This is a genomic window from Pseudogracilibacillus auburnensis, assembly GCF_003201975.1.
GTDB lineage: Bacteria > Bacillota > Bacilli > Bacillales > Amphibacillaceae > Pseudogracilibacillus > Pseudogracilibacillus auburnensis.
The window spans coordinates 67,664-93,409 of sequence record NZ_QJJQ01000004.1; the positions used below are offsets into that span (position 1 = coordinate 67,664).

21 protein-coding genes are annotated in these 25,746 nt (G+C 34.4%); 17 read left to right on the forward strand and 4 right to left on the reverse strand.

The window, feature by feature from the left end:
- The first annotated feature begins 374 nt into the window (after positions 1-374).
- From DFR56_RS23295 to DFR56_RS07125, 9 genes are all read left to right on the forward strand, one after another.
- A complete protein-coding gene (locus tag DFR56_RS23295; protein ID WP_211320614.1) occupies positions 375-518 on the forward strand; it encodes a hypothetical protein in 144 nt (47 codons plus the stop codon).
- Positions 519-591: 73 nt separating this feature from the next.
- Entirely contained in the window at positions 592-1,161 is a 570-nt protein-coding gene (locus DFR56_RS07090) for a GNAT family N-acetyltransferase (protein WP_110394752.1), read from the forward strand.
- 40 nt (positions 1,162-1,201) lie between these two features.
- Positions 1,202-2,185, forward strand: a complete 984-nt coding sequence (locus tag DFR56_RS07095; protein WP_158525536.1) for a phosphotransferase enzyme family protein — start codon at positions 1,202-1,204, stop codon at positions 2,183-2,185.
- A gap of 117 nt (positions 2,186-2,302) precedes the next feature.
- Positions 2,303-2,944 (forward strand): hypothetical protein, encoded by a 642-nt coding sequence (locus tag DFR56_RS07100; RefSeq protein WP_110394754.1) that lies wholly within the window; start codon positions 2,303-2,305, stop codon positions 2,942-2,944.
- Positions 2,945-3,137: 193 nt separating this feature from the next.
- Positions 3,138-3,536, forward strand: a complete 399-nt coding sequence (locus DFR56_RS07105) for a GyrI-like domain-containing protein (protein WP_110394755.1) — start codon at positions 3,138-3,140, stop codon at positions 3,534-3,536.
- Between the two features lie 81 nt (positions 3,537-3,617).
- On the forward strand, positions 3,618-4,166 hold the full coding sequence (locus DFR56_RS07110) for a short-chain dehydrogenase (RefSeq protein WP_110394756.1): 549 nt from the start codon (positions 3,618-3,620) through the stop codon (positions 4,164-4,166).
- A gap of 17 nt (positions 4,167-4,183) precedes the next feature.
- Complete coding sequence (locus DFR56_RS07115; protein WP_244916448.1) at positions 4,184-5,410, forward strand: MFS transporter; 1,227 nt, start codon at positions 4,184-4,186, stop codon at positions 5,408-5,410.
- Positions 5,411-5,530: 120 nt separating this feature from the next.
- Positions 5,531-6,754: a DUF418 domain-containing protein gene (locus tag DFR56_RS07120; protein ID WP_110394757.1), complete on the forward strand. Its 1,224-nt coding sequence runs from the start codon at positions 5,531-5,533 to the stop codon at positions 6,752-6,754.
- A 327-nt stretch (positions 6,755-7,081) separates the two neighbouring features.
- Positions 7,082-7,468 (forward strand): VOC family protein, encoded by a 387-nt coding sequence (locus tag DFR56_RS07125; RefSeq protein ID WP_110394952.1) that lies wholly within the window; start codon positions 7,082-7,084, stop codon positions 7,466-7,468.
- A 500-nt stretch (positions 7,469-7,968) separates the two neighbouring features.
- Here DFR56_RS07125 and istB read toward each other — a convergent pair whose 3' ends face one another.
- Both istB and istA read right to left on the reverse strand, forming a co-directional pair.
- Positions 7,969-8,727, reverse strand: a complete 759-nt coding sequence (gene istB, locus DFR56_RS07130) for an IS21-like element helper ATPase IstB (protein WP_110394758.1) — start codon at positions 8,725-8,727, stop codon at positions 7,969-7,971.
- Positions 8,724-10,010, reverse strand: a complete 1,287-nt coding sequence (gene istA / locus DFR56_RS07135; protein WP_110394759.1) for an IS21 family transposase — start codon at positions 10,008-10,010, stop codon at positions 8,724-8,726. The genes istB and istA overlap by 4 nt, the downstream gene beginning before the upstream one ends.
- 156 nt (positions 10,011-10,166) lie before the next feature.
- Here istA and ltrA point away from each other — a divergent pair, with 156 nt between their 5' ends.
- The 5 genes from ltrA to DFR56_RS07160 all read left to right on the forward strand — a co-directional run bounded on the left by ltrA (position 10,167) and on the right by DFR56_RS07160 (position 16,505).
- A complete protein-coding gene (gene ltrA, locus DFR56_RS07140) occupies positions 10,167-11,468 on the forward strand; it encodes a group II intron reverse transcriptase/maturase (RefSeq protein ID WP_110394760.1) in 1,302 nt (433 codons plus the stop codon).
- Between the two features lie 299 nt (positions 11,469-11,767).
- The gene (locus DFR56_RS07145) at positions 11,768-12,466 is read left to right on the forward strand and encodes a hypothetical protein (protein WP_146214261.1); all 699 of its coding nucleotides are present in this window, start codon (positions 11,768-11,770) and stop codon (positions 12,464-12,466) included.
- A 1,120-nt stretch (positions 12,467-13,586) separates the two neighbouring features.
- Complete coding sequence (locus DFR56_RS07150; protein ID WP_110394762.1) at positions 13,587-14,837, forward strand: hydroxymethylglutaryl-CoA reductase, degradative; 1,251 nt, start codon at positions 13,587-13,589, stop codon at positions 14,835-14,837.
- A gap of 79 nt (positions 14,838-14,916) precedes the next feature.
- Entirely contained in the window at positions 14,917-15,153 is a 237-nt protein-coding gene (locus DFR56_RS07155; protein WP_110394763.1) for a hypothetical protein, read from the forward strand.
- Between the two features lie 2 nt (positions 15,154-15,155).
- Positions 15,156-16,505: a tripartite tricarboxylate transporter permease gene (locus DFR56_RS07160; RefSeq protein WP_110394764.1), complete on the forward strand. Its 1,350-nt coding sequence runs from the start codon at positions 15,156-15,158 to the stop codon at positions 16,503-16,505.
- 481 nt (positions 16,506-16,986) lie between these two features.
- Here DFR56_RS07160 and DFR56_RS07165 read toward each other — a convergent pair whose 3' ends face one another.
- The gene (locus DFR56_RS07165) at positions 16,987-17,268 is read right to left on the reverse strand and encodes a hypothetical protein (RefSeq protein WP_110394765.1); all 282 of its coding nucleotides are present in this window, start codon (positions 17,266-17,268) and stop codon (positions 16,987-16,989) included.
- Between the two features lie 1,044 nt (positions 17,269-18,312).
- On the reverse strand, positions 18,313-18,579 hold the full coding sequence (locus DFR56_RS23955; protein WP_377723263.1) for a helix-turn-helix domain-containing protein: 267 nt from the start codon (positions 18,577-18,579) through the stop codon (positions 18,313-18,315).
- Positions 18,580-19,255: 676 nt separating this feature from the next.
- On the opposite strand from DFR56_RS23955, the gene DFR56_RS07175 reads away from it, so the two are divergent.
- The 3 genes from DFR56_RS07175 (at position 19,256) to DFR56_RS07185 (ending at position 25,681) form a co-directional block, all read left to right on the forward strand.
- A complete protein-coding gene (locus DFR56_RS07175; protein WP_110394766.1) occupies positions 19,256-19,993 on the forward strand; it encodes a hypothetical protein in 738 nt (245 codons plus the stop codon).
- A gap of 208 nt (positions 19,994-20,201) precedes the next feature.
- Positions 20,202-21,584, forward strand: a complete 1,383-nt coding sequence (locus DFR56_RS07180) for a HEPN domain-containing protein (protein WP_110394767.1) — start codon at positions 20,202-20,204, stop codon at positions 21,582-21,584.
- A 686-nt stretch (positions 21,585-22,270) separates the two neighbouring features.
- Positions 22,271-25,681: an SCO7613 C-terminal domain-containing membrane protein gene (locus DFR56_RS07185; protein WP_377725641.1), complete on the forward strand. Its 3,411-nt coding sequence runs from the start codon at positions 22,271-22,273 to the stop codon at positions 25,679-25,681.
- Positions 25,682-25,746: the final 65 nt, after the last annotated feature.

Sequence of the window (25,746 nt, forward strand, 5' to 3'; positions counted from 1 at the left end):
AACCTACAGGGAGAGTAACAATTGCAAAACCATCCAGTGGAAAGGATATAGTAAATCCTTATCATCTTGGGTGAAATATGTTGATACAGTTTCTGGATTTACTTGAGTAGCAGGAAGATTAACTTAAGTTAAATATACTTATCCTTACCCTGTTGGTTTATAATATATAACCTATTAGTGTAAGTGAATTTATACAATGAATAGAATCATGAATTACTTTTTGGAAAATAAAACTTGGGCTATGGCAAAAGCGAACATAGCCTTTTTTGATTGCTTAGGAAACTATACCCCGTCCTTTAATGGGGGATAACTTTTATTGTGAAGACTATTATTATCTAGTATTGGGTAATGACTAGAAAACGGGTTTTCTCCAAATGAAAAAGAGTCGCAGAAAAAATAGTTCTATGGAAGATATAAAATCTCGTTATTTATTTGATTTTAATGATAGAATGATCGCGAACATTGTAATGACGAAGCACCGTTTGTTTATCGATTATTTAGTAAAGATGTATGATTAAGGTGGTTGTTGTAAGTCTAGTTGAATTACAACCTTTGTAAGTTTATTTTTGTATTTTAAAGGAGTGAAAGAAGATGAAAAGTTCACTTTATTTCCCAACTTCATTTCCTTGTATTCATACTAAGAGGTTACAATTAAGGAAAGTCGAATTTTCAGATGTAGCTGATGTTCATGCTTATTTATCAGATGATGAGGTAAGGAAATATATGGGGATACATGCACATAAAACAATAGAAGAAACAAGAAAAGAAATAGAATGGTACAATGAAATTTTTCATCATCAAACCGGGATAAGATGGGGTATTTCTATGAAAAATGATTCTACTATTATAGGTAGCTGTGGTTTTCTTAATATTAGTAGCTCAAACGTACGAGCTGAAATTGGATACGAATTACATAAAGCCTATTGGAATAAAGGCATCATGAGTGAAGTGTTTGAAGCAATTATACAATATGGGTTTGAAAAGATGAATTTGAACAGAATCGAAGCATTGATTGAACCTGAAAATATTTCTTCGGTAAAACTTGTCGAAAAATATCAGTTCGTCCAAGAAGGATTATTAAGACAGTATGAATTCGGTGCAGGCAAGTATGATGATCTATATATGTTTTCATTGTTAAAAAGAGAATATGAACATAGTTGATATGTTATTTTAATAAGAACTGAACCAAGAGGTGATAATGATGGATAAATCAATCGTTGCAGAAGCAGTAAAAAAATATCATATCGTTCCAACAAAGATCAAATTACTCGGAGGCTTTGACAATAATGTTTTTGAATGTATTGGAATGAAAGGATTTTTTATTTTAAAGTTTTATGACACGTCAAAATATTCGTCCACTTCTATTAAAGTGGAATTAGATTGGATTCGCCATTTGCAAGATTTTGGTTTAACAGTAACTGCCCCTATCCCTTCCATCCAAGGGAATTTGATCGAAACAGTTTGGGGTAAATCTGAAGCGAAATACGATGTTGTCGCCTATGAAAAAGCAAATGGGAAATTAGTGAATGATACAAATCCAACTGAATGGAATGATGAATTATTCTACCTTTGGGGTAAAACGATGGGGCAAATGCATCAAGCTGCAAAAAACTTTCAACTCCCTGATGATACGTTTCAACCATTACAATGGAATAAAGAAGAAATAGTGGTTAATCCACCTGAGGAAGTAGGGAACACTGTACTTTTACGATGGAATGAATATATAGGTGAGATGGAACAGCTTCCAAAGGATGCCCACTCATATGGATTTATTCATCACGATTTACATCAACAAAATTTTTATGTAGATGATAGTAAGTTCGTTTTATTTGATTTCGGGGATGGAGTATATCACTGGTTTGCCAATGATATCGCCATATCACTCTATCATGCTATTCAAAGTTTACGAGTAAAAGATCCAGAAAACAGAAAGGAATTTGCTATCACTTTTCTAGCATCTTTTTTAAAAGGATATAGGAAGGAAAATGAATTAGAGGAGAAATGGCTATTAAAAGTTCCGTTTTTTGTTCAGTATCGACAAATTTATTCATATGTATATTTTCTAAAGTATTTAACTTGTGAGGTAATAAATAACGAGAAAACTTCTTTTATACTGCAACATATGAAAGAACATATTGAAGCAGGTATTCCATATGTAAATATTAGTACGAATGATATAAAATAATTAGGGAGACAAATATTAAAATAAAGGCAAATGTCTTTGATTAGTGTCTATACAAAAGTGTTCTTTTAAATGAATGAAAGTAGTTATAAATTCAACCTTAAAAAAGGGGAATGATGGATGGAATTCTTACTTAAGTTTCAATGGGAAATTTTCATTTTTATAGAAGTATTGTCGGTAGTGTCGCTTTTACTTTTCGGTATTGTTCGATATTTGATGAATAAGAAAAAGTTAAGCTTCCTATTTATAGGTGCTTTTCTAATGTTGTTAGTATTGGAGGCGCTCCTTGCAGTAGTGCTTTACCAAGAGACTGGAGAAATATCTACCTTTCAAATTGTCATTACGATCTTTGTACTATATGCATGTACATTTGGAATCGCTGACTTTAAAAAACTAGATCGCTGGATGCGGAAGAAAATCGGTGGCTGGCGCGGAGAAGAACTTTTAACTGATAAAGACTATCAAATAATCGAACAGAATAAAAATCCGAAATATTTGGCAAGAAAATATCGTTGGACTTCTACCGCCCATCTAATTGTATTTGTCATCGTGCAATTTATTTTCTGGAAATTAGGAACAGCTAATATAGAAGAATTAGTTGGCTATGCGAGGGATCTTTCCTGGATGGAAGCAGGCACATATGAAAATTCTCCATATCCGAATGAGACTCTTTACGCTATTGGGATGTTATGGGGAATCATTTTTGTCGTCGATTTCATCTGGTCTTGGTCGTACACCATTTTTCCGTCAAAAGGGAAGTAAAAACTTCTTCTATGGAATAAAGGAAATGTACAAGTTGAAAATAATAAAAGCTCCTTATGTAATGAAGTATACTTGTTTTTTTACTAAAATATTATCACAAATTATAATGATCTTTAGAGGGAAAATCCTTGTGATACAGCCATGTTCTTATGTTATAATTGGTTATAAATGGGAATAAGGAGCTAGATATACGATGCAATTACAGTTGATTCAACAAATTAGAACGAATAATTTTGATGATGAACAGGTGATGGACAAAATTAAAACGATGTGGCAAGAAGCATCTAAAGAACTGACTGAACATACATCCGACATATATGGCGTGTATTATGATTATGAAAGTGACTATAAAGGAGACTATTCGTTAGGTGTCGGCATATTAGGAGATGAAACACCAGTTATTGCTATTTCGCCTAGTGAAAATTACAAAGTTTTTCCCGTAGACCATAAGGATGAACAGGGAATAATGAAGGCATGGAGTAAGATCTGGAAATTAGAAGAAGAAGGTACATTACATCGTGTTTATACGGTCGATTTTGAAAAATATGCCCCAAATGGAGAGATAGAAATACATATTGCAGTAAAAGAATAATGATTTATATGGAACCTTATTTAAGGTTTCTTTTTTTAATGATGAAGTGAATCAATACATAAAATGAGAAGGAGAAAATGAATGAAACATGCACTAGTTGTTGGTGGTACAGGTATGTTACAAAACGTATCCCTCTGGTTATTAGAAAATGGCTATCATGTGTCGGTCATCGCAAGGAATCCTAAGCGTATGGAAAACCTTTTAACAAAAGCAAGCCGAAAACGCCATGTAACTCCACTGTTAGTTGATTACGCAAATAATAACGAATTACAAAATAGACTCAAAGAAACGATTCAACAAAATGGTAGCATTGATATAATGGTTGCTTGGATCCATTCTTATGCAAAGGATGCCCTATCAATCATAACAGCGGAGATTTCAAAATATCAAAATGAATATGAATTATTTCATGTTTTAGGTAGTGCCACTAATTTGGAAGCATTGAAGAAAAAGTCTTCTGTACCTGAAAATTGTTTATATTATCAAGTTCGTCTCGGATTCGTTTTGGATGGAACTTATTCAAGGTGGTTGACAAATCAAGAGATTTCAAGTGGTGTTATAGAAGCGATACAAGAGAAAAAGGAAGTTTTTACGATTGGTGTAGTAGAACCTTGGGAAAAGCGGCCTTAATCATCTGGAGTTGGTATATGTTGACGAAAATGAAAAAACGATCAGGCTGGAAAAACTTAAGTTTCTTATTGTTGTCCCTTGGAATATCAAATATTGGTGATTTTATTTATTTGGTTGCAATTAACATTAATGTCTATCAGCTTACAGGTTCAGCAGCTGCTGTTGCGGGGCTTTGGGTTATTGGCCCGTTAACAAATATTATTACAAAAGTTTGGACAGGTAGTTTTATAGACTATCGGAGCAAAAGAAAAGTGATGATGGTGACATACATAGTAAGGGGCGTTTTTATTGCATTTATTCCATTTGCTCCAAATATGGTATTAATCTATGGAGTGCTTATTATTTTGAGTATTGCCAATGCTTTTTATTCTCCATCATCGATAACATATGTCACCATATTAGTTCCCAAAGAAAAGAGAAAACGATTTAATTCCATTCGTTCATTTGCGACATCTGGAGCATTTATCATTGGACCTGCAATTGGAGGGTCACTTATATTATTGACATCTGTGCAAGTGACGTTATGGATTAATGCTATTTTCTTTTTCATTGCAGCCATTTTATTATTATTGCTTCCCGAAAAAGAAGAAATTCGTAAAGAGATTCCGAAGCTAACGCTTGCGCAAGTAATGAAAGATTTTACAGTCGTTAAAAGGTTTATAGCGAACAATCAATATGTGTCAATCATTTATTTTAGTTATATTGTCATCATGATTTTTTCTTTTGCGATGGATGCACAAGAAGTAGTGTTTACCCAACAAGTGATTGGACTTTCTGAATTTGAATATAGCTTACTAATTAGCATTACAGGTATCGGTTCTGTTGTCGGTGCAATTTTATTGTCCATATTTGCTCATCAACTTACACTGCGCATGATGATTACTATTGGTATGATAATGACGACATTTGGTTATGTTATGTATGCTTTTTCTTGGTTATTCCAATCCATTGTTGTAGGCTTTATTCTTTTAGGTTTTTTTAATGTGTATATGAACGCTGGCATGACGACATTTTACCAAAATAATGTTCCGGTTGAAGTAATGGGAAGAGTAACGAGCATTTATCAGCTCGTTCAAAGTGCTATTCAAGTACTATTTATTTTGATGATTGGAATTATAGCAGATGTTGTTTCTTTACGAATCACCATTGTTGTTTTAGCACTGATCATGTTACTCTCTTCTTTTATTATGGCAATCTCAGTACTGAAACCCAAAAATAGCATCCACTTTCAAGAAAATATGTAGATCGATTTGAAACAATAAAAAATGTAAGGTTTTTGTAAGGTTGATGAAAGAAAGTTCGATCACTAAAGTGAGCATTTCTAATTATAATGGATGAAAAAGGAAAGGTTGGAATGTTACATAATGAATAAGTTACATGCAATACAACAGAAAGACCGACTTCAACATATTGATATAGCTCGTGGGATAGCAATTTTGGGTATCTTACTTGTGAATATGGCTCACTTTAGTTATCCTGATTTATATTTATATATGATTGGTCCTGATAACTTTTTTTCCGAAGGATGGGGAACAGCAGACCACATCACAGTGAAGTTATTAGACATCTTTGTTCAAATGAAATTTATAACAATGTTTTCGTTTTTGTTCGGTTTTGGAATGATTGTTATGATGGATCGAGTAGAAGAAAAAGAACAAAAATTTGTGCCAATTTACATACGAAGACTGTTCGTTTTGCTCCTGTTTGGAATCATTCATGCTTTTTTTATTTGGGATGGCGATATTTTAACCGATTACGCATTACTTGGATTCATATTATTGCTGTTTAGAAAACGCAAACCTAAAACATTACTTATTTGGGCAATCGTACTTTACGTATTATTTGCCCTTCCACTAACGATCGCCTCCTTCTTACCTATACAGGAAAGTGGAGAAATGGCAGAATGGCAAGCAGAGCTGGCAGTAGAAAGTGAACAGAATGCAAAACAGGCTATACAAACATATGGAGAAGGATCATTTTTAGAAATTGCAAAACAAAGAATTCATGACCGGATCTATTATATGTCAATAAATGGAATGGCTTCTTTCAATCCAATCGTCTATTTCTTTTCAAACATTCCGTATTTTAGTATGTTTCTGTTAGGTGCTTACTTTGCGAAAAGAAAAATCTTACATCAACCAAGTGAACATAAATCTCTATTGAAAAAGGTATGGTTTATTAGTTTATTGATAGGGTTACCGACTAATATTTTGTTCGGTATGACAGAAAATGAAGCTTTCATTCTTATTGGGGCTCCATTTTTAATGTTGTTCTATTTGCTAACGGTTGTACTTTTTCTTGACCTTTCATGGGGGAAGAAAATATTGATGCCATTTGCGGCAGTTGGACGAACAGCCTTTACAAATTATTTGATGCAGTCTGTCATTGCAACCACACTATTTTATCATTATGGTTTTGGCTTATATGGAAAGGTTCATCCATTTGGTGGATTATTAGTTTCGTTAGGAATCTTCCTCTTCCAATTAATTATAAGTAATTGGTGGGTGAAACATTATCGTTTTGGGCCATTTGAATGGTTGTGGAGAACGGCGACGTATAAAAAGGCGGCAAAGTTTAAATTTAAATAGTTTAAAGGAGTTAAAATGGTAACTAGTGAACAAGTAACAGGTAATCTTAGCACTTTTTTGATCTGGGCTCTATTGAAATGGTGTGAGAGATTCTGCGCTAGGGATCTAAAATTTCGTATTTGGGACCGAACTCCCAAAATGGGTATACAGAACTCCTCAATGATCCCTTTCCGTTCCGAATGAGTTACGCAAGTTCTACAGTATAGTGTTAGGAGTTTAGGAATCGAACGTACAAACTCTTATCTTAAAAAAACTCTTGCGGAATTGTCAAAAATGTTTATGATTATACTAACAAATAAAAATGATGTGAAAAAGGGTGGGATAAAGTTGATTTACAGAGTCGGACAAATAATGTTATATGTACATAACCAGGATCAGGCAGTAGACTTTTGGAAAAATATAATGGGCTTCACTGTTAAGTCTGAAGAAACGAATGATCAAGGTATGAGGTGGATCGAAATAGCCCCCACAAAGGAAGCGGAAACGAGTATTATTTTACATAATAAAGAATTTGTTGCAAACATGTCACCCGGATTGAATCTCGATACTCCGTCCCTCATGTTTTTTTCGGAAAACCTTGAAGAATTTCGAAATGAATTGTTGAATAAAGGCATAAAAGTGGGCGAAATGGTTCATATGCCATCTGGTAGCGTGTTCAATTTTGCGGATAATGAAGATAATTATTTTGCAGTAATGGAAAAAAGCAAAAAGTGAAAAGCAGGCCAATGATTGCTACTGATCATAATTTCGAATTATTACTTTGAGTCGCTGTTTAGGCGGCTTTTTTATTTGCGTGCCCAGCAAGCCGTTAATTGCTAGTTGGTGAAAGTCCAATCCGAGTAAGTACCAAGACGCTCGGTAGCTGACAGGCAACTGGTGAAGAAATTCTAAGGTTGAAGCCCTGTGACAAAGTAACTCTCTTGAAGAGTGCGAGCAAACTAACAGGTTGTAACATGAAGTGAATCCTGCCGTCTCGTCAAAAGCATCCACCTGCTGGTGGCTAAGGAGAAGTCGAGCCTTGAGATTATGGGCGAAGACCATGGAAGGTGTGAAGAACTTGGAACAGCAGCACCGAAGAATCTCACGGGGTAAAGGGAACGACATGTTAGGAAAGTAGTTAACGGAACTGGGGATACCCTCCTCGTCACTTCCTGGTCTAGGTATAAATGTCAACGAAAACATGTACAATTTCGCTTGTTTAATCATGTACAAAATCACTCGGATTCTTTCGTTAAATGGTCCTTCAAACGATAGGAATCGCCCATAATTGTGACTACGGTTGCGTGATGCAAAATACGGTCTAATATCGCATTGGCCAACTTTGGTTCCTGAAAAACTTCGTCCCATGACTTGAAATTCACATTCGTTGTGAAGATTGTACTACGCTTTTCATAACGCATATCTATCAGTTGGAAGAAGAGCTTCGCATCTTCCGAATCAATTGGTAAATAACCAATCTCATCAATGATAAGTAACTTATATTTTGTATAATGCTTCAGACGGCTCTCTAGGCGATTTTCTAGACGAGCCTTTTTTAGATTTTGAATCAATTCATGGCTCTTTATAAAATAAGTACTCGTTCTCTTCTTGGCAGCTCCGATCCCAATCGCTGTGGCCAAGTGAGTCTTACCGACTCCACTTGGACCCAAAAATACAATGTTTTCATTTCCCTCAATAAAGCGTAATGTTAAAAAATCTTGAATCTGTTGCTGATTAATAGAAGGCTGAAAAGAAAAGTCAAAATCACGAATCTCCTTCAGATGTGGGAAAGCACCAACTTTCACCATCGCATGAATCATGTTCTGCTCACGCACATCAATTTCATAGTTTGTTAACTTAATGAGTGTCTCAATAAAGGAAAGCTGATTGCTGATACCGAAGTCGATGACTTCATCCAAATGCATAACCATCTGTTTTAATTTCAAGTACTCTAAATTCCGAATCAACTGTTGATAGTTGGTTTGTTTACTCATTTCTCATATACCTCCCCAATGATAGCGAGGTTTTTCTTCGCTAATTCATCAATATTGGGGTAAGAAGGTGCAGAAATTTCTAAGCTTTCCCGATAATCCGATTCACGGTAATTCAATTTATTTTGACTTAATGGATGTTGCGCAATACACAACATGTTATAATAAACCCATATTTGCTCGTCATGTATTTGTATCCCTACTTTTTTGCCAATGTACTTAGCGGGAACTGAATACTGATTGGCTTTGTAGGATACCATACTTGATGAATTGACTTGCACAAGCTGATGCTTGACGCGATAAGAGTTCCGTATTTTTTCCACTGGTAATGGAAGAAGGGAGCTCTTTTCTTTTTCTAAGGCGAATACAGGAATTTTTCCTGTACCTTGATGGAATGATTGATTTAATCGATTCGCTAAACGCCCAATAAATACATGTAGTTCTTCTAAGGTCAACTGACCTTGATAGGCATGGATTTCATCTAAAAATTTCATTTGTGTCTCCACTTTTCCTTTTGTACGTGGGCGTCCTGCGATACACGGACGTACTTCGAAACCAAAATCTTTTGCGAATGTAACGAACTTCCTATTCACTTTCCCTGAGCTATACTCTGTTCGTGGCTCATCCATGACCGTTTTCATATTGTCTGTGACAATTTCATGTGGGACACCGCCAATCCTTTCAAAAGCTTCCGTAAGGAACGAAAATACCATATCCTGCGATTTCTTTAAACTTAAATGGAATAGCCGAAACCGCGAATACGATAACACCAGCACCGCCACATTCACTTCGATTTTCTCGCCATCACTCGTTTCAAATAAGATGCTTTCTTTCCAATCAAATTGTGCTTGAATTCCAGGTTTTGTTTCATAGCGAACAGTTCCTTTCGGTGTGGGAATACGAACACCCCCTTTAAAATAAGCTGCGAACTCAGGAGTTCTAGCAATATACGCTCTGAATGTAGAAGCTCCGCAATTTAACCCATGGTTATCCTTTAAATATTGCCACAGTACACGTCGGTAATAGAAAACCTGCTTTGAGTCTTCTGATAGAAGGGCAGCGATGATTTCATAGTAGGCATCCAATTTTGATGGCTTTTCTCTCACTTTCTTTGGTGTGAAACCTTTTAAATACTTATCAATCGTACGGCGATCTACGCCTAACTCCCGTGCTAATCGGCTTTTATTTATTTTCATTTTTAGATTCTCCATTAGTTCTTTAAATTTTGGTAAGTCTGAAAGACTTTTAATCTCAAAATCCGTTTGAACATCTAACGTTATATACATACTAATCACCTCAAGATTAGTATGAAGAATCTAAGCGGAAGTGTACATATTTACGCGAGCGCTTCTGTACATATTTAAGTTAGCATTTCTATCTAGGGAAGGACGGCACAAGCCAACACCCTACTTCGTTCATATGTCAGAAGGAGGTAAGAGTCAGTGAATGCCAAGAAAATGGCTAACTACACCAATAATGCAAAAGCTCAAGAACTCTGGAAGACGTTATATCTTTGTGCCAAGGAAAGTCCAACTCGCAGATTTCACGCTTTATATGACAAAATCTATCGCCCTGATATTCTTTGGGAGGCATGGCAACGTGTTAAGCGTAAGAAAGGCAGTGGGGGTGTGGATGGACAGTCGATTGAAGAAATCGTGGAGGAATATGGTGAGAGGAAATTCATGAATGAACTCTTCCTAGAACTGAAAGAGAAACATTATCACCCTAGTCCAGTCCTAAGAACATATATTCCGAAGGAAGATGGAAAGAAACGTCCATTAGGAATACCCACTATCAAGGATAGAGTAGCACAAATGGCAACGAAGATGGTTATTGAACCCATCTTTGAAGCAGACTTTCAAGATTGTTCGTTTGGTTTCCGTCCTAAACGTAATGCCCATCAAGCTATAGCGAAAATAAGGAAAGCCAGTAGGAATCATTTTTGGGTAGTCGACGTCGATATCCAAGGATATTTTGATAATATCAATCAAACAAAATTGATGAGGTTATTAGAGCAAAGAATTAGTGACCGACGGGTCTTAAAACTAATTCGAAAATGGTTAGAAGCAGGCATTATGGAGGAAGGAAAAGTAAGAAATCCTATAACAGGAACTCCGCAAGGTGGTGTAATTTCTCCGCTATTAGCAAATGTCTATTTGAATACAATGGATAGATTATGGCAAAAGAAATTCAATCATCTAGGGGAACTTATTCGATACGCAGATGATTTCGTCATTATGTGTAAAACCAAACAACAAGCAAAAGAAAGCATTCAAGTGATACTAGCAATAATGAACAAACTTGACCTTACAATTAATCGGGATAAATCAAGATTGGTAAATCTTTGGAATGATATAGATGGATTCGATTTTCTAGGATTCCATAATCGAAAATTCCCGAAACGCTTAAAAGGTGGAAAGACCATACACGTTATGGCTCACATCCCCAAGAAAAACGCAATGAAGAAAATGCGTGCGAAAATCAAAGCCTACACTGAACCAAGGAATAAACTATATATGGATATTCAGGATTTGGTGAAAGGTTTAAATAGGAGATTACAGGGTTTCAAGAACTACTATCAAATTTCCCCGCAGGGGAAGAAATGGCTAAATCGCATTGACTGGTATGTTCTCGAACGACTTACTTTGTTTTATAACAAGAAGAGAAACAATCGTAAGAAACACGGAAATCTCAAGGATGTAATGAAAGAAGTTAATCATATATTAGTGAAGTTAGCTAGCTAGACACCGTAACGCCAAAGAAAGAAGAACGTCGGAAAGCCGTATGAGGGAAAACCTCACGTACGGTTTGATGAGGGGGAACTGAAAGTAAGAGAGATAGCAATAGCTATCCCTTTGAAATCAGTTTTCTACTCTACTCTTAAATGGCAACCATTTCCCATGCCAAAACTTTTAGAAATCCGATGTGGAAATATGCCTACCTTTACTTACTAAATTAACTAATAAAGCCTATTGTGAAACAAATGCGAACTTGCTACCATTGTGTATATACTGTTTTTATGAAAAGAGGAAGGATGAAAGTTGTGAGGCTAAAGTTTTTTGTAAGTATATTGCTAATTTTCTTATTTCTTGTCGGGTGCTCAGCTAATAAAAATTCTTTGGAAGAAGAAGAAGGGACAGTTGAGGAGGTAAATAATAAAGAAGAACCTATAGATAAACAGGAACAAGAAAGCGAAACAGATGAAGAAACGGAATCCAATATAGAGGAAGACCCTAGGGACGAAGATGTACAGGCAGAACAAGCTGAAGAACAAGACGTTGACAATAGTTCAGCTTCTTATTTAATGGATAATACAAATGATTATGTAAAAGAAGTGATAAACGGTGGTCAAATTTTACAGGTGATAACTACATATGTTGGTGAGGATGAAGGAGAAGGTAGTTGGGATTTGTGGGAGACGACAATTGACGGCGAAACGCATAAATTTGCGGTAAAAGAAGATGAAGAAGGGTTATACACAGGCTATCCTGAATCGGAATATTATGTTGATCTTGTTTATCCATTGGAAGAGGGAAAAACATTTGAAAATTGGGGTGAAGTAAACACGATTACAAAAATAGATGGTACAATGACGACAGAAGCTGGTGAATTTAATCATGTTGTAGAAGTAAAAACAGCAGATAATTGGACGTTATTTTTTGCACCGACTATTGGGCATATTAGATCAGTTGATGAAAATGGTAACGTAGTTTCTGAATTAATTGAAATTATTCCTCAATAATTATATAAGGGAATTAATTCCATTACTCCATATTTCAGTTAAAAATCCGAATAACAAAGATTAGTTACTAGTTTCCACTTTAGGTAGTCGCTTTTTAGCGGGCGTCCGTTAAGCCAACGCCTGAACTAAAGCCCTCTAGTCTTACCAGTGATTACCTCCCGCAACGCACCATGTTTATTGCGACGAGTAATCACAGTCGAAAAAGGCCCTCGATAGGGCGAGTAAATACGCAGGCCCAAGACGTGCTAGTGTGAGGCGTTGGTTACAAATCTTTACGGTAGGACGAGCATTTAGCTAAAGGGTTAGGGTGTGACCGCTATTAGCCGACCAAGAGTCGTCCACCTAGAGTGAAAGCTTTAGGTGTAAGTTATAATGCACGAATATGAAGTTTTTTCAATATCTAATGTTCGGATTTATCCATGAAATTAACATTTATGAAATTGACTCATGGGATTAAAAAAGGCTGTATAGGAGCGGTGACCCCAAACATTTGACTGGAGGTAAGAAAAGTTAGAGTATAAATTATATAACTGTTTGGCTGGTTTGAGTTCGGTATCGTATTGGACTTAAGCCAGCCAATTTTTCTTTCATTCGCTATTGAAATAATTCATATATTCCTCAATCTCTTGATTCGTTCAAAATAAGACAATAATGACGCACAAAAATACGGTAATGCCATGATCATAGGGTAAATTTGAAGTATACGCCCATTGGGTTAAAACTAAACTTTCTATTCTTATCTAAATTAAATGGTTACACCAATAATAACTGGTGCTGCAAGGGGAAAAGTCATCGTATTGACTCGGTCAACATAGATACGGTAATTCAACCGTGGATCGTGGAGAATTTTTTGAGTATTGAAATAAAGATAAGTTCTCGGGAACATCTTGACCAATTTTGGGGAGAAGTTTTTTTAGGTTAGAGATGAAAAACGGGAGTGGAATGAAGAAAATGCATGATAAAATATACCCTACAATTATGAGTCTAGTAATTGCATCCCAAAGAGTAAATCTAGTGCATTTTTGAAAAGTATTCTTGACAACCTCATTCAACATTGTATAATATAATTCAACACAGTTGAATATATACTATTCAGAAAATTATGCAGGAGGTTTTTCTTTTGACATCAAGAATTTCAGGGTTTTATCATTTAACACCCTTAGAAAGGTTAGACAAAATTTCGGAAACGGTAGATTTATCGGATGAAGAAAAAACTACTTTACTAGATAAAGGACTTTCCGTTCAGCAAGCGGATCAGATGATTGAAAATGTAATTGGAACTTTTCCCATTCCATTAGGGATTGCTGTTAATTTCAAAGTAAATGGAGAAGATGTCTTTATTCCGATGGCAACAGAAGAGGCATCTGTTGTGGCAGCTGCGAGCAATGCTGCGAAATTAACTTACCAAACTGGAGGGTTTACGACTTCAACGACAGGTTCCATCATGAGAGGACAAATTCAAATTATTAACGTGAAAAATCCTTATCATACACTTGCTAAAATATATGAAAAAAAAGAGGATATCATTCAACTTTGTAATGAACAAGATCAAACACTCGTTGCACTTGGTGGTGGAGCAAAAGATATAGAAGTGTTCGTACTTGAAAAAAACAAAATGGTGGTCGTTCATGTATTAGTTGATACACGGGATGCGATGGGAGCTAATGCTGTCAATACGATGCTAGAAGCGGTAGCCCCACTTATTGAAGAAATATCAAAAGCTGAAGTTGTCTTACGAATTTTATCAAATTTAGCCGATAAAAGAATTGTTCGTGCACGAGCGACTTTTGAAAACCTATTTAATAATAAGAAAGATGAAGTGGAACGATTTTTAAGTGCATATAAACTAGCAATGATCGATCCATATCGTGCAGCGACACATAATAAGGGAATTATGAACGGAATTTCAGCCGTAGCGCTTGCTACTGGGAACGATACGAGAGCAATTGAAGCAGGGGCTCACGCGTATGCGGCAAGTTCAGGTGTTTATCGTTCATTAAGTCACTGGGAGCTTGGCGATGACGGTCATATAATCGGTACAATTGAACTTCCACTAGTTGTCGGTATTGTTGGTGGTGCAACACAAACACACCCAGTAGCAAAATTAGCATTAAAATTAATGAAGATAAAAAGTGCCGAACAATTGGCTGGAATTATTGCAGCAACAGGGTTAGCCCAAAATTTTGCCGCATTACGTGCTTTAGCTACAGATGGCATTCAAAAAGGGCATATGAAACTTCATGCTCGAAATATGGCGCTTATGGCTGGTGCAAAAATGGAGCAAGTAGATAAAGTGATACAACAAGCAGCTGAAAAAGAGACATTTAACTTTGATACCATGAAAGAAATTGTTGAATCACAGCAAAATTAGTAAAATGGTTTTTAAAAAATATTGTATAATAGATAGTTGATATCAATAAAAATGAATCCGCTTTCAGGGGGGTGAGAATTTGGATAAACAAGAGAAAGAATTTGTTGAAGTATGGGAAGATAATGTAAAAATAAAAGATTTACTAATAGCTATGTTACTATGTATTGGATTATCACTAGGGGGTTATATTCTGGCTCCTGGTGAAGCTCCACAACCACTTATCTTCGGATTATGTGGTGGAGTCATCGGCTTTATTATTAGTAGTGTGTTAATAAAACCGAAGCGTAAAATCACTTATTTAGAGGAGGAAGAATAGTATTGGATGCAATGATTATTTTACAAATGATTCTCGCGGGGATAGGTGGAGCAGTTTTGTATACATTAATTGGAATTGCACCTGGAACAGATGAAACAGCTGTTTTAGCACCAGTTACGATTGCTCTTGCCTTATCTGGGGTATCACCATATGTTATTTTAGCCTTTTTTATTTCAGCTATTGTTGCGAAAAAGTTAACAGACTCTATTCCTGTTGCTGTTGCGGGAATTCCGGGTGGAGTAATGGCGGCTCCAATGGTCGAACACGCCATGGTATTGAAAAAACATGGCCTTCCCGATGTTAGTATTAAAAAAATGGCCTCAGGATCGGTGATAGGAACACTCGTGTCGATACCTGCAAGTTTTTTAATCGCCAACGCTATTTTGCCATATGCGGATGTCATCAGTAAGCATGCTGGACTCATCTTTTTCTTAGGAGCAGTTTTTTTAGCATTAATGACTAATAATAAAATTTTGTCCCTGTTAATTATCGTCCCTTTTGCTATTTTAATTCAAGGTTTACGACATTTATACTGGGGGTTAGAAATTGTCCCACCTGAAACAACCGTTTTTGTATCCTTCTTTTTAGGAATTACGATTGGACCGATCGTTGTAACACTTTTTGACTTATTAAATAAAGATGCGCGTAAAAAAATCCCTTTCTTAGGCAAAAAAGAGATTTCAGTTAAAAAATCAGACAAAGTAAAAGGGATTCCAAATCCATTCAATATTTTAACAAAAAAAGAAAGCGCTACGTCTGCACTTGGAAGTTTAATTGGATCCGTAACATTCTTTCTTTCACCAGTAGGGATGACAGTGTTTCTGGGGGAGTTTTTAACGAGACATATAAAAGATCCTGTAAAACGAGCGTCACGAGCAATTTCGACAATGGATGGATTAACGAATGCCTCTTACATTTCGGGTACATTAATCCCTTTAATCGCCATTGGACTACCTTTATCGCCGATGGCTATTGGTCCAGCGGCAGGGCTATTTAATGCACCACCAGTGTTTACACCCGAACATAATATTCATCATATTTTATCCATGAGTGAAATAATGCTAGCTACCATTATAGGTGCGGTCATTGCATTACTCATCACCTTTTATATAACGATTAAATTTGCAAGTGAAATTTGTGCATTTGTTTTTAAATACATTCCACATGAGGCGTTAATTGGACTTTTTGCTGGTTTAGTTGTTATGCTTGCCTTTATGGATGCGGGATGGATTAATATTTTTGGTACATTTTTAATTGCATTTGTATCTGGAATTTTATTTAGAAATGGTGTGAACTATGGGGTTATGTTCATGATTTTGTATGCAGCACCATGGATGCTTGGCTGGTTTTAATTAAAAACGAATGGCATATAGAAAGCTTTTTAAAAGAAGCAGGATACTATGGAAATAGTATTCTGTTTTTTAATTCGTTTTCAATTATATCCATTTTTTCAATCACACCTTCTAATTTTAAAGTTTAATAGGTAAGCTTTTGTTAAAAAAAAGAGCCAGGATTCATAGAAACCCTAGCTCTTTACACGCTATACTATATCTGTCTAATTTTATTCTTGTAATCGTTATGAAGTCATGGAATCAAAGCTAAAATGGAAATATCATTAAGAAGAGAATTCAACATAGATTATTCATATCTAATATCAATCTTCTTATCATAGTTTCTATGAATTTAACAGATGCCATGATGTAATAGACCTCTGAATTATATAACCAATCAAGGTTATTAATTCTTTAAATTGTCAAACACTCTAAATAAAAATTCTAAGTTTTACATGATTTTTGACCATACTTTAATAAATTGTTATTCTCATAAAATAGTTCATTTACATACACCTGCATAAAATGAAGAAAATGAATTACTTATTGCAAAATTGTATGCAAAATAAGTGGAGGTTCCTGCAAAAAAGTTCCCATATACTCCTACCACTGTGGGTAGATTAGTTTTTCTAGCCATATCATAAAATGTCCTACAATGAGTTGGTGAAATACTAGTCACTTCTTGTTCCTGAACCTGAGTTTGGGCTTGGACTGAATCAAAAGCAAATACACTTGATACCATCAATAAACCTACTATAAAGATATTTACCTTTTTAAATCGCATCTCTCATAAGCACCCTCTCTTAAAGTAATATTTAAATTATACCATATATACCTTATAATGTTAATATATTATTTTAAATATTAAATCAACTGAAAAGTGCAAGTTTAAATGCCGTCTTAGTTTATGGTAATTCCTTATATTGCGAATTATCTGTTTTATTATATTTGTTTACTTGTTTTTATTGTGCTTTTTGTTGTTCTGTTTCAGTTGCGATTTGCTTGCATTCTTTTGCGATATCCTTAGCAGTTTTATAGCCGAATATGCCTCGTGGATAGGCGTTCATCCAGTTTTCAATATCCGTTATTTCCTTGTCACCAAAATCGTTTATATCGGCACCTTTTGGGATGAATCGTCTAATTTATTTATTTGGGTTTTCATTTGTTCCGCGTTCCCATGAACTAAAAGGATGTGCATAGTAAACGTTCGTTCGTGGCTCTTCTGTTGAATGGATGGATTGTTCTAAACCTTCAAAGTCTAAGAATTCACTGCCGTTGTCAACCGTAATGGTTTTGAATGTTTTTGGAAAGGTTTTATACCATATTTTCTCTCTAGATCATCAACTGCATCGCTGACAGATTTCCGGGTTTATTTGGCATCTTATAAATGATTTCCTCAAGTGATTTTCGTTTACTTAACACCAGCAGAGCTGCTCCACTTCCTTTGCGTTTTCCTATCATGCAATCGATTTCCAAATGTCCATAAACGTTTCTGTATTCAGCCTCTTCGGGTCGTTTCTCAATGCTTGTTCTTTTGAGATTTTTGTGAGTAATTTTAACTTATTATAACTCCCTTTCTTTTTGTTTTTCTTTACGGGAAGGTCTTTATTTGTGAGGGGTAAAAACACTTCTTGGTCAATATAATTGTATAATGTTTTGGTGCAAATGGTCGTCTCAAAATCCAATTCCTGCGCATGAATTTCACTAATGGCAGCAGCAGGAGAATATTTGTCTTTTACTATTTTTTCTAAATATGCTACGCGAGTTTATGATCATTACTGATTTTCAAATCAGGACCTTTATTCGTTGCATTTAGTTGATAAATACGTTAGGAGGCATCGGCACAATAATCATATCTTTTGCTCAAGTCACTATTAAGCTGTTTAACTGTTCCTCTCGCAATTTCCCTTTCAATTGTAAGTTTATGCCTATCTAACTGTTTAGCAATAGCTGCAGGCTTTAAACCCATTTCTGATAGTTTTTCAATATCATAACGTTCTCTTTCGGTTATGTGTTTATTCTTTCTCGGTTTTGGGTTTGACTGTAATAGACTTATGGGTATTCCTCCGTATATGTTTTTTGTGGTAATTAACATTACACACGGTTTACCATGAGTCCTTTTATTTACCACTACGGCATTTCATTTTACAACTTACCGTCGTTTCCGTGCCACCGAAATTCAAAAAGCTTATTTTTAGCTTCTTTCATAGAACTTTTTACATTACCATAATAGTGTCATGCTTATTTGCATGCAACTTTATTATACAAGAGGCTATTCTCTATCTATTGTACTGGCTCTTCAGTCCGCAAAAGGTGGCTCTTTTCTCCGTAATGACTAGTTCAAAACTACACATTAGTGGCTCAATCTATCCGCAATATTCGTTCATGATCTTTTCAATATCAATTCAATACTTTTTCCATAATATTTCATCCATATTATGGAATGGAAAAGGTAAAAAGAACAAACAACATGCGAAAATAAAATCTTATTAATGTTTAGAGAATCAGTTAACAAGACACACTCTCAATCAATCTAGGAAAGTTGTTACATTAGTGAGCTAGAAAATAGGGAAAAGATTAGAAAATAATTTTTGGAATTTATGGTAAAATTAACGATGATAAAGAAATTGTGAAACAGTGTTCTTAAACTAACGGAGTAGGTTGGAGCAACAAAAAACTTAAAGGGAATATATACGGAAATATAATGTTCCATGGATTAATGTAACAATATTATAAAAATTTATAAAGTAGGAAGGTGAGGATTAATTTGTATGTATGAAAGAGGAGAGATGAGTAGGTTTCCTTTAGGGATAAACGGGCGAGAAAAATATGATGTTGTTTATGTAGGTGATGTCATACCAAATTATTTGAACTCGAATATTCCTAGTTTACTTTCTAATGATTACGTTTTTTTGTTTAGCACAATGATGTTGAATCTAAGTGAAGAAGTACATTCGTATGGTCATGTTTACATCGACTTAGTAAGGCACGACCAACTATCTAACTTCAATTATGATCTAAGAGCAAGAGGGAATTACCACGTCTTAAAAAAGGAACCGTTAATACTTAACGATTTTTTAGAGCTTGTTCCTGAAGAGACAGAGCAAGGAATCCAGATTACCGCACATCTAAAAAAGCAAAATTTGATAAATAAAGACTACAAAGTTGTTAGTATTAAGGATTTTCGTATTCTACTAGTTAGAGAAAATAATCACATAACTAGCGATAACTTTCCAACTTTAGAGCTAGGTCCAGAATTTCAAGCAACAATAGAGCATGAGAAAACAAAAGAACGTTACCACTATTTAAGTAGTTGTTCGCAAGTTTTAAGTGGGGTAACTTATCGTAATAAAACAAATTCAAAGGTAAAAGATGCAATTGAAGTGGTAGGAGGTGCTTTGGATAAAGATATAGAAAATGTGAAAAATGAAAGAGAAAGAGCTTTTAACCGTTATATAGATATTAGAAATAGACTTACATATATACATAAAAGACATCCACATACCTAATAAGATTATACGGGATTATGTTTAGAACTATTTTGATTGAAAATCCTTTTGAAGCTAACGGGTACATTATTCAAGAAGGATTAACGCTATTTTATATAGAAGTTATTGTACTATAGGGTGGGTTAATGAAAGAATTCTATTTAATTCTTGTTCAGAAACTAGAGGAACTTTTATACTTGTTAAAATAGGCTTTAAGGAGGTTTTAGAATTGATAACGGGATTATTGAAATATGAAGATAAAAACTGTGTCTTTAAGTTAAAAAGTTTTACTCTCGAAATTGAAGAAATTGAAAATAGAGATAAAATTTTCATTGATGATATAGACTATCTATTTAATCCAGACAATTCTAAAAATAGTAATGTACCAAATCTATTAATAGGAAATGACTTTGATAACGGGAAAGAAATACATTTTAATGTTACAGATATTATTAAAACAGGTGCCAAAACACACAGTGCTTCGTTATATTCATATATAATTTTTGAACAGGAAGAGACATCGTATGATGGAATACAAATTCATGCAGATGAACTAAATTGGTTTCACAATATAAAACAATCATATTCATTTATGCATTCTCCAGATACTGGACAATCAGAGTTGAAAATGGAATCATTTGAAAATACTGAAAAACAATTTGAATTTAACATTGAAGGTCAAACTATACAAGGTAGCTTAAACATATCAAGAACCTATTCACATGTATCTACGATGCCCATCAAATTGCAAACAGAATTGAACCTCTATTTCAAACCTACTAATGAATTTGAATTAGTTGAGAGATTAGCGAATGTAACTTACAGCTTTTTGAAATTTATTACATACAGGAAAAATATTAATTTCAAACATTTAATTCTAAAAAAGAAAAATGAAGAAGGTAAATATCGGAAGGTTGGGAGGTTATATATTAAAGACTTACAATCACATCATACTGAAGAGAAAAAAGTATTGCAAGAACGTTTAATTGATTTTCCTCTTTTAGAAGAACATTTAGGCCAACTATTTGAAAAGTTAGCTGAAAACGATATATATATAACACATATTCCAGAGACCTCATTGGATCAAAACATAATAACGCCTTCTCGTGTTATTATGATAACAGCGGGGTTTGAGTGGCAATTTCGGTTCACTTATAAAGAATTAAGTAGGGTAAGTGAAGATAAATACAAGGATCAAAGGCAAGAAATTCTAGCGTTTTTAGAAGAGAAAATAGAAGAAAATACTGGTAAGAAAAAGAAGTATTTTAAAAGCTATAGAAATTTATTGTTGAGAAGCAATATGACATTATCAGATAAAATTAATTGGGCGTTGAATGAATTTAGTAATGAACTAAATTTGTTTATTAGGCAATTATATAATTTGAATGGTGTGACTGAAGTAAAATACTCGGATATTTCTGCAAGAATACAAACGCAGAGGAATAATATTGCACATGGAAATATTGATGAAGAATTTGATTCATATGTAATAATGGATTTGATAGTTTTAGAGTGGCTTTATTATGCAATGGTTTTAAGTGATGTAGGTATTTCTAGAGCAAATGTCAGATCAGCAATTAATAAGTTATTCAACCGTAGATTTGCTTTATAAAATGATAAATAACTCATTGCGAAAGTTAGAGATTTGCATATAGTGATGCTATAATACGGAGACAATAAAAATATACCTAAACTATCGGGTGATTAAGTTGAAGAGAGCCATCCTGTGAATTTCTCGATTTCCACGTACTTTGTTCTTCCCTATTGAAACTTTAGTTGGTTTCCGAGTCGGAAGAGAACAGGAAAAAATGCTATGTACTCGGATGGTCAAACCAATAGGATTTTTTAATCCTAATTTAATTTGGATACTATAGTGATTCAGTATTTTTGTTCTCCATGGCGTATTCTATTTTCTGCCTAGAATAAAACTAGGCAGTTTAGGTGTTTTTTTGTTTCGTTTCAAATTAATGCGGAATTTTCAGATATAAAATATATAGCGCCCAATTTTAATAAAACTTACAAGCTATTAGTTTGCTTATGCAGAAAGAAAATTTTATAAGATTTGAACATTTTCATCAAATGAAAGTCATTCATTCCATTAAGCGAATGCTTTAGCTATAATTTTACAAAAAAATAGCAATGAAATGTTGTAAAATTATAGTAAGAGTGGGATGAGACTTTTATCGTTTTCTTAGGGCTGAAGACTCCCACTTCAAACTGGTCGTAAGGTAGTTAAGCGGGGAGTGTTCAAAAAATTCCAATTAAGATTGGAACAAAGAGGTGTAACCGTTGGGGAAAATGCCTGATGAAAAAAGAAAGCAAATAATGAAGGAAGAATTAGATACACTTTATAAGAAAAAATATATTCAAGAAAACGTTTATCACTATGTTTTGCGTGCCCATAAACGTTATTATGATGATTTACATCGTGTAGTTGAAAGTGAAAAAATTACTCATACTGTTACGTCCTCATCTCAAGTAAAACATGAGCAAAAGAAAGTGACACCACAAAAGAAGAAATTATCAGCACAAGAAATACGGGAACGAAATATAACATGGTCATTAAGTATTGGGGTTATTTTTCTATTAATCGCAGGTACATTTTTGGCAACAAGTACATGGGATATTCTATCAAATTGGATGAAAACCGGGATGATTGCATTTGTTTCCATCATGTTTTTTGGATTAGCTATTTTTACAGAACGGATGTTGAAAATTAAGAAAACTGCATTCTCATTCCATGTTCTTGGCAGTTTATTTTTACCAATTATTATTTTATCGATCGGTTTTTTTGGGCAACTAGGGTCTTATTTATCTTTTGATGGGGAAGGACGTTTTCTTCTTGGTGCATTAGGAAGTTTGATCATATTGCCAATTTATTTGATGCTAGCAATTAAATTACAAGCACGTCTATTTGTTTGGTTTACATATGTAATAATGACTTTTTTGGTAGGATTTTTATTGGCGTGGTTCGACCTTCCAATTGATGGGTTTTATTTAAGTATGATGATGTATAATAGTGCCTTAATACTAATCTATAAACCTATGAATGATCGAAGTCGTTTCAACTTTTTCACGAAAGAATTGCTCCTTTTTCTTCAAGCAAATGTTATTTTATCGACGCTTTTATTACTCGTATTTTATAGTAATGAATTTGTACATGGTTTCAACTTAATTTTAACCGCTTTTATCTATTTAGCGATGATTTATGTAACAAAGAATAAACATTATCATTTTGTTTTTACCGTCATGCTCGTTTACGGGGCATACCAAATGATTGAATTTTCATCTATGAGTGAAGTTGGACCTATCGCTTATGCGCTGCTTGGATTTATCTTTTTAGCTATTCCCAAATTCGGAGAAGACAAACATAACCTAGCGAAAATATTTAATTATACGAGTGCATTTGTTTCAGGATGTGCATTTTTATTTATCACAATACAAGGTTTTTGGGTTCGTGCTGATCAACCTTCTATCGTTCTTTGCATTGCTTACGTATTGATTGCGATAAATTTCATCTATTTAGCTAATAAGACGAAGAAAATATTTATTCATTATTTAGGTCCGATATTTTTTAGTATGGCATTGCTTGAAATAATCAGAATTGGGCAGACCATTTTTGGGTATGATTCACTTGTTTTACCAATGTTCTTTGCTGCATTTTCCTTATATGTGGTGTTCGGCTGTCTATTAAATGTTCCTTTTTTTCAATCAATTAAAAGTAGTTCACGTGATATTGCAGCTTTGATCATGATCCTTTGTTTTTTTCTAGAATGGATCATCAATCATTGGTGGCAAGGTGGTATGATGTTATTGTTCATTAGTTTGACTGCTTTATTGATGATCCGGTTTGAAAAAAGAGTTATCATCACAAAGAGTCAATCTGCTATGTGGATTCATCCTATTACTCTAGGGTTTGCTATTACAATGTTTTATATGGAGATACAAGAAAAGCAATTTTTTTATCATAGTCTTGTGGCATCAGAACCAGTCGGATTCATTATAGCAAGTTTGGTCGTCTTAGTTGCAAGTGGGGGATGGCGTTATTTTAAAAAACAGCGATTGTATCGGCCTGCATTTTTCGTTTCACAAGGTTTTTATTTATTTGGCATGTTCGCTACATTCCATCTTTTACACTATGATTTTAATCCAACTGTACGAGCGACCATCTTTTTTGGTGGAATTGTGATGGCTTATTTGTTGTATAGAAAAACAACATTTATATTTACACCATACATCGTCAGTAGTGTAACGCTCGTCTTTTATTTAACAGCTTTATATGCCATTCATGGGAATGTAACTATTACTTCAGAGCTGTTTCATTCATTGCAATTACCTGTTGGTGCCCTATTATTGCTAATTATAGGAAGCGGCATAAAAACATATGACAGAGTATTAGCAAAAGCATTTTGGTGGGTCGGTCATATTTATTTACCAATGGCATTATTTTCATCGATGTTGGTTTATGAGGAAATGATTTTTGGGGCTGCCCTTTTAGTAACAATCATTTATGGATATAGTCTGTTTAAGGTAACAAGAGAATGGAAGGTGAAAACATTTTTATATGCTTGCTCCACTTCTTTCTGGCTTACTTTAACATATCTTTTCTATTTGATTGATTGGAACGGATATGCTCATTATGCTTGGCTCATTACAAGTATTGCTTTAACTGCTACTTCATTTTGGGTTGCCTCTGTTTGGAGAAAAAGGATTAGCTTTTATGTTATTCCGTTTTCGATGATTGGTCTTTTCATCTTCATTTTAGTAGATCCATTTAACTTTCAAGCATTTGGGATGACAATACTTTACGCTGTTTTACTTTTGGCATTTATGCGTCTAATAAGCTGGGATCTATTTACATGTGTCCCTATAACTTTCGCTTTTATTGCAATCGTCAAATTTACTTTTTCATATCCTGAAATGGAGTATATATTTATCTTCATTTTTGCAATCTTATTATTCATTACTGGCTATATCTTATATCCAAGTTTATATCCAGCTGTTAAAAACAAATTACCTATTATCGATTGGTACACGATATTTGGATTTTTTGCCTTACTTTCTTTATATGTTTTTGCAGGAGACACACTATGGGAAAATGCATTTCCAGGTTTGCTTATTTCTTTAGGTGTTTTATTACAACGGAAACGAATTCCATTTATTCCACCGAAATGGGTCATATTTTTTGCCGTCGTTTATTTGTTGGAACCATATTACACAGTATTAAACGATATACAGGTATCAGAGCTAATCAGGGTTGAATTATATGTATTGCCTTGGGTTGGACTTACCATTTTATTAAAAAGATTTGCCTCTAAGCAACAGAGGATGATTGTAAATTATATTCAATGGGGAGTATTACTTGTTACGTCGCTTATTCTCGTTCAAGACGCATATCAAAGTGGAACGATATATGATGCTTTAATTTTAGGAACGCTTGCACTTGTATCATTGTTATGCGGAATGATGTTCAAGTTAAAAGCATTTTTCCTTATTGGGGTAGGAGTATTGCTATTAAATGTATTATTACAGACACGACCATTATGGGGTTCAATGCCTTGGTGGGCATACTTACTTATTGCAGGAACTATCCTAATTGTTGTAGCAAGTTACAATGAATGGCATAAACAAAAAACATCAGAAGGAAAAGAGACGTTCATCTCTTTATTTAATAAAAAAGTGATTCAGAGAATGAAGAAGTGGGATTAATAGATTTAATTGTCTAGGCACTTTTATTAAATTACACGACCCCGTATGATAAAATGAATAAGTTA

Coding starts and splice junctions, on each gene's coding strand:
- DFR56_RS07105 (WP_110394755.1), top strand. CDS start 3,138: ATGCAATTACAGTTGATTCAACAAATTAGAACGAATAATTTTGATGAT.
- DFR56_RS23295 (WP_211320614.1), top strand. CDS start 375: ATGAAAAAGAGTCGCAGAAAAAATAGTTCTATGGAAGATATAAAATCT.
- DFR56_RS07095 (WP_158525536.1), top strand. CDS start 1,202: ATGGATAAATCAATCGTTGCAGAAGCAGTAAAAAAATATCATATCGTT.
- istB (WP_110394758.1), bottom strand. CDS start 8,727: ATGAGTAAACAAACCAACTATCAACAGTTGATTCGGAATTTAGAGTAC.
- DFR56_RS23955 (WP_377723263.1), bottom strand. CDS start 18,579: ATGTTAATTACCACAAAAAACATATACGGAGGAATACCCATAAGTCTA.
- DFR56_RS07165 (WP_110394765.1), bottom strand. CDS start 17,268: ATGCGATTTAAAAAGGTAAATATCTTTATAGTAGGTTTATTGATGGTA.
- DFR56_RS07090 (WP_110394752.1), top strand. CDS start 592: ATGAAAAGTTCACTTTATTTCCCAACTTCATTTCCTTGTATTCATACT.
- DFR56_RS07185 (WP_377725641.1), top strand. CDS start 22,271: ATGCCTGATGAAAAAAGAAAGCAAATAATGAAGGAAGAATTAGATACA.
- DFR56_RS07175 (WP_110394766.1), top strand. CDS start 19,256: ATGTATGAAAGAGGAGAGATGAGTAGGTTTCCTTTAGGGATAAACGGG.
- DFR56_RS07110 (WP_110394756.1), top strand. CDS start 3,618: ATGAAACATGCACTAGTTGTTGGTGGTACAGGTATGTTACAAAACGTA.
- DFR56_RS07120 (WP_110394757.1), top strand. CDS start 5,531: ATGAATAAGTTACATGCAATACAACAGAAAGACCGACTTCAACATATT.
- DFR56_RS07100 (WP_110394754.1), top strand. CDS start 2,303: ATGGAATTCTTACTTAAGTTTCAATGGGAAATTTTCATTTTTATAGAA.
- DFR56_RS07115 (WP_244916448.1), top strand. CDS start 4,184: ATGTTGACGAAAATGAAAAAACGATCAGGCTGGAAAAACTTAAGTTTC.
- istA (WP_110394759.1), bottom strand. CDS start 10,010: ATGTATATAACGTTAGATGTTCAAACGGATTTTGAGATTAAAAGTCTT.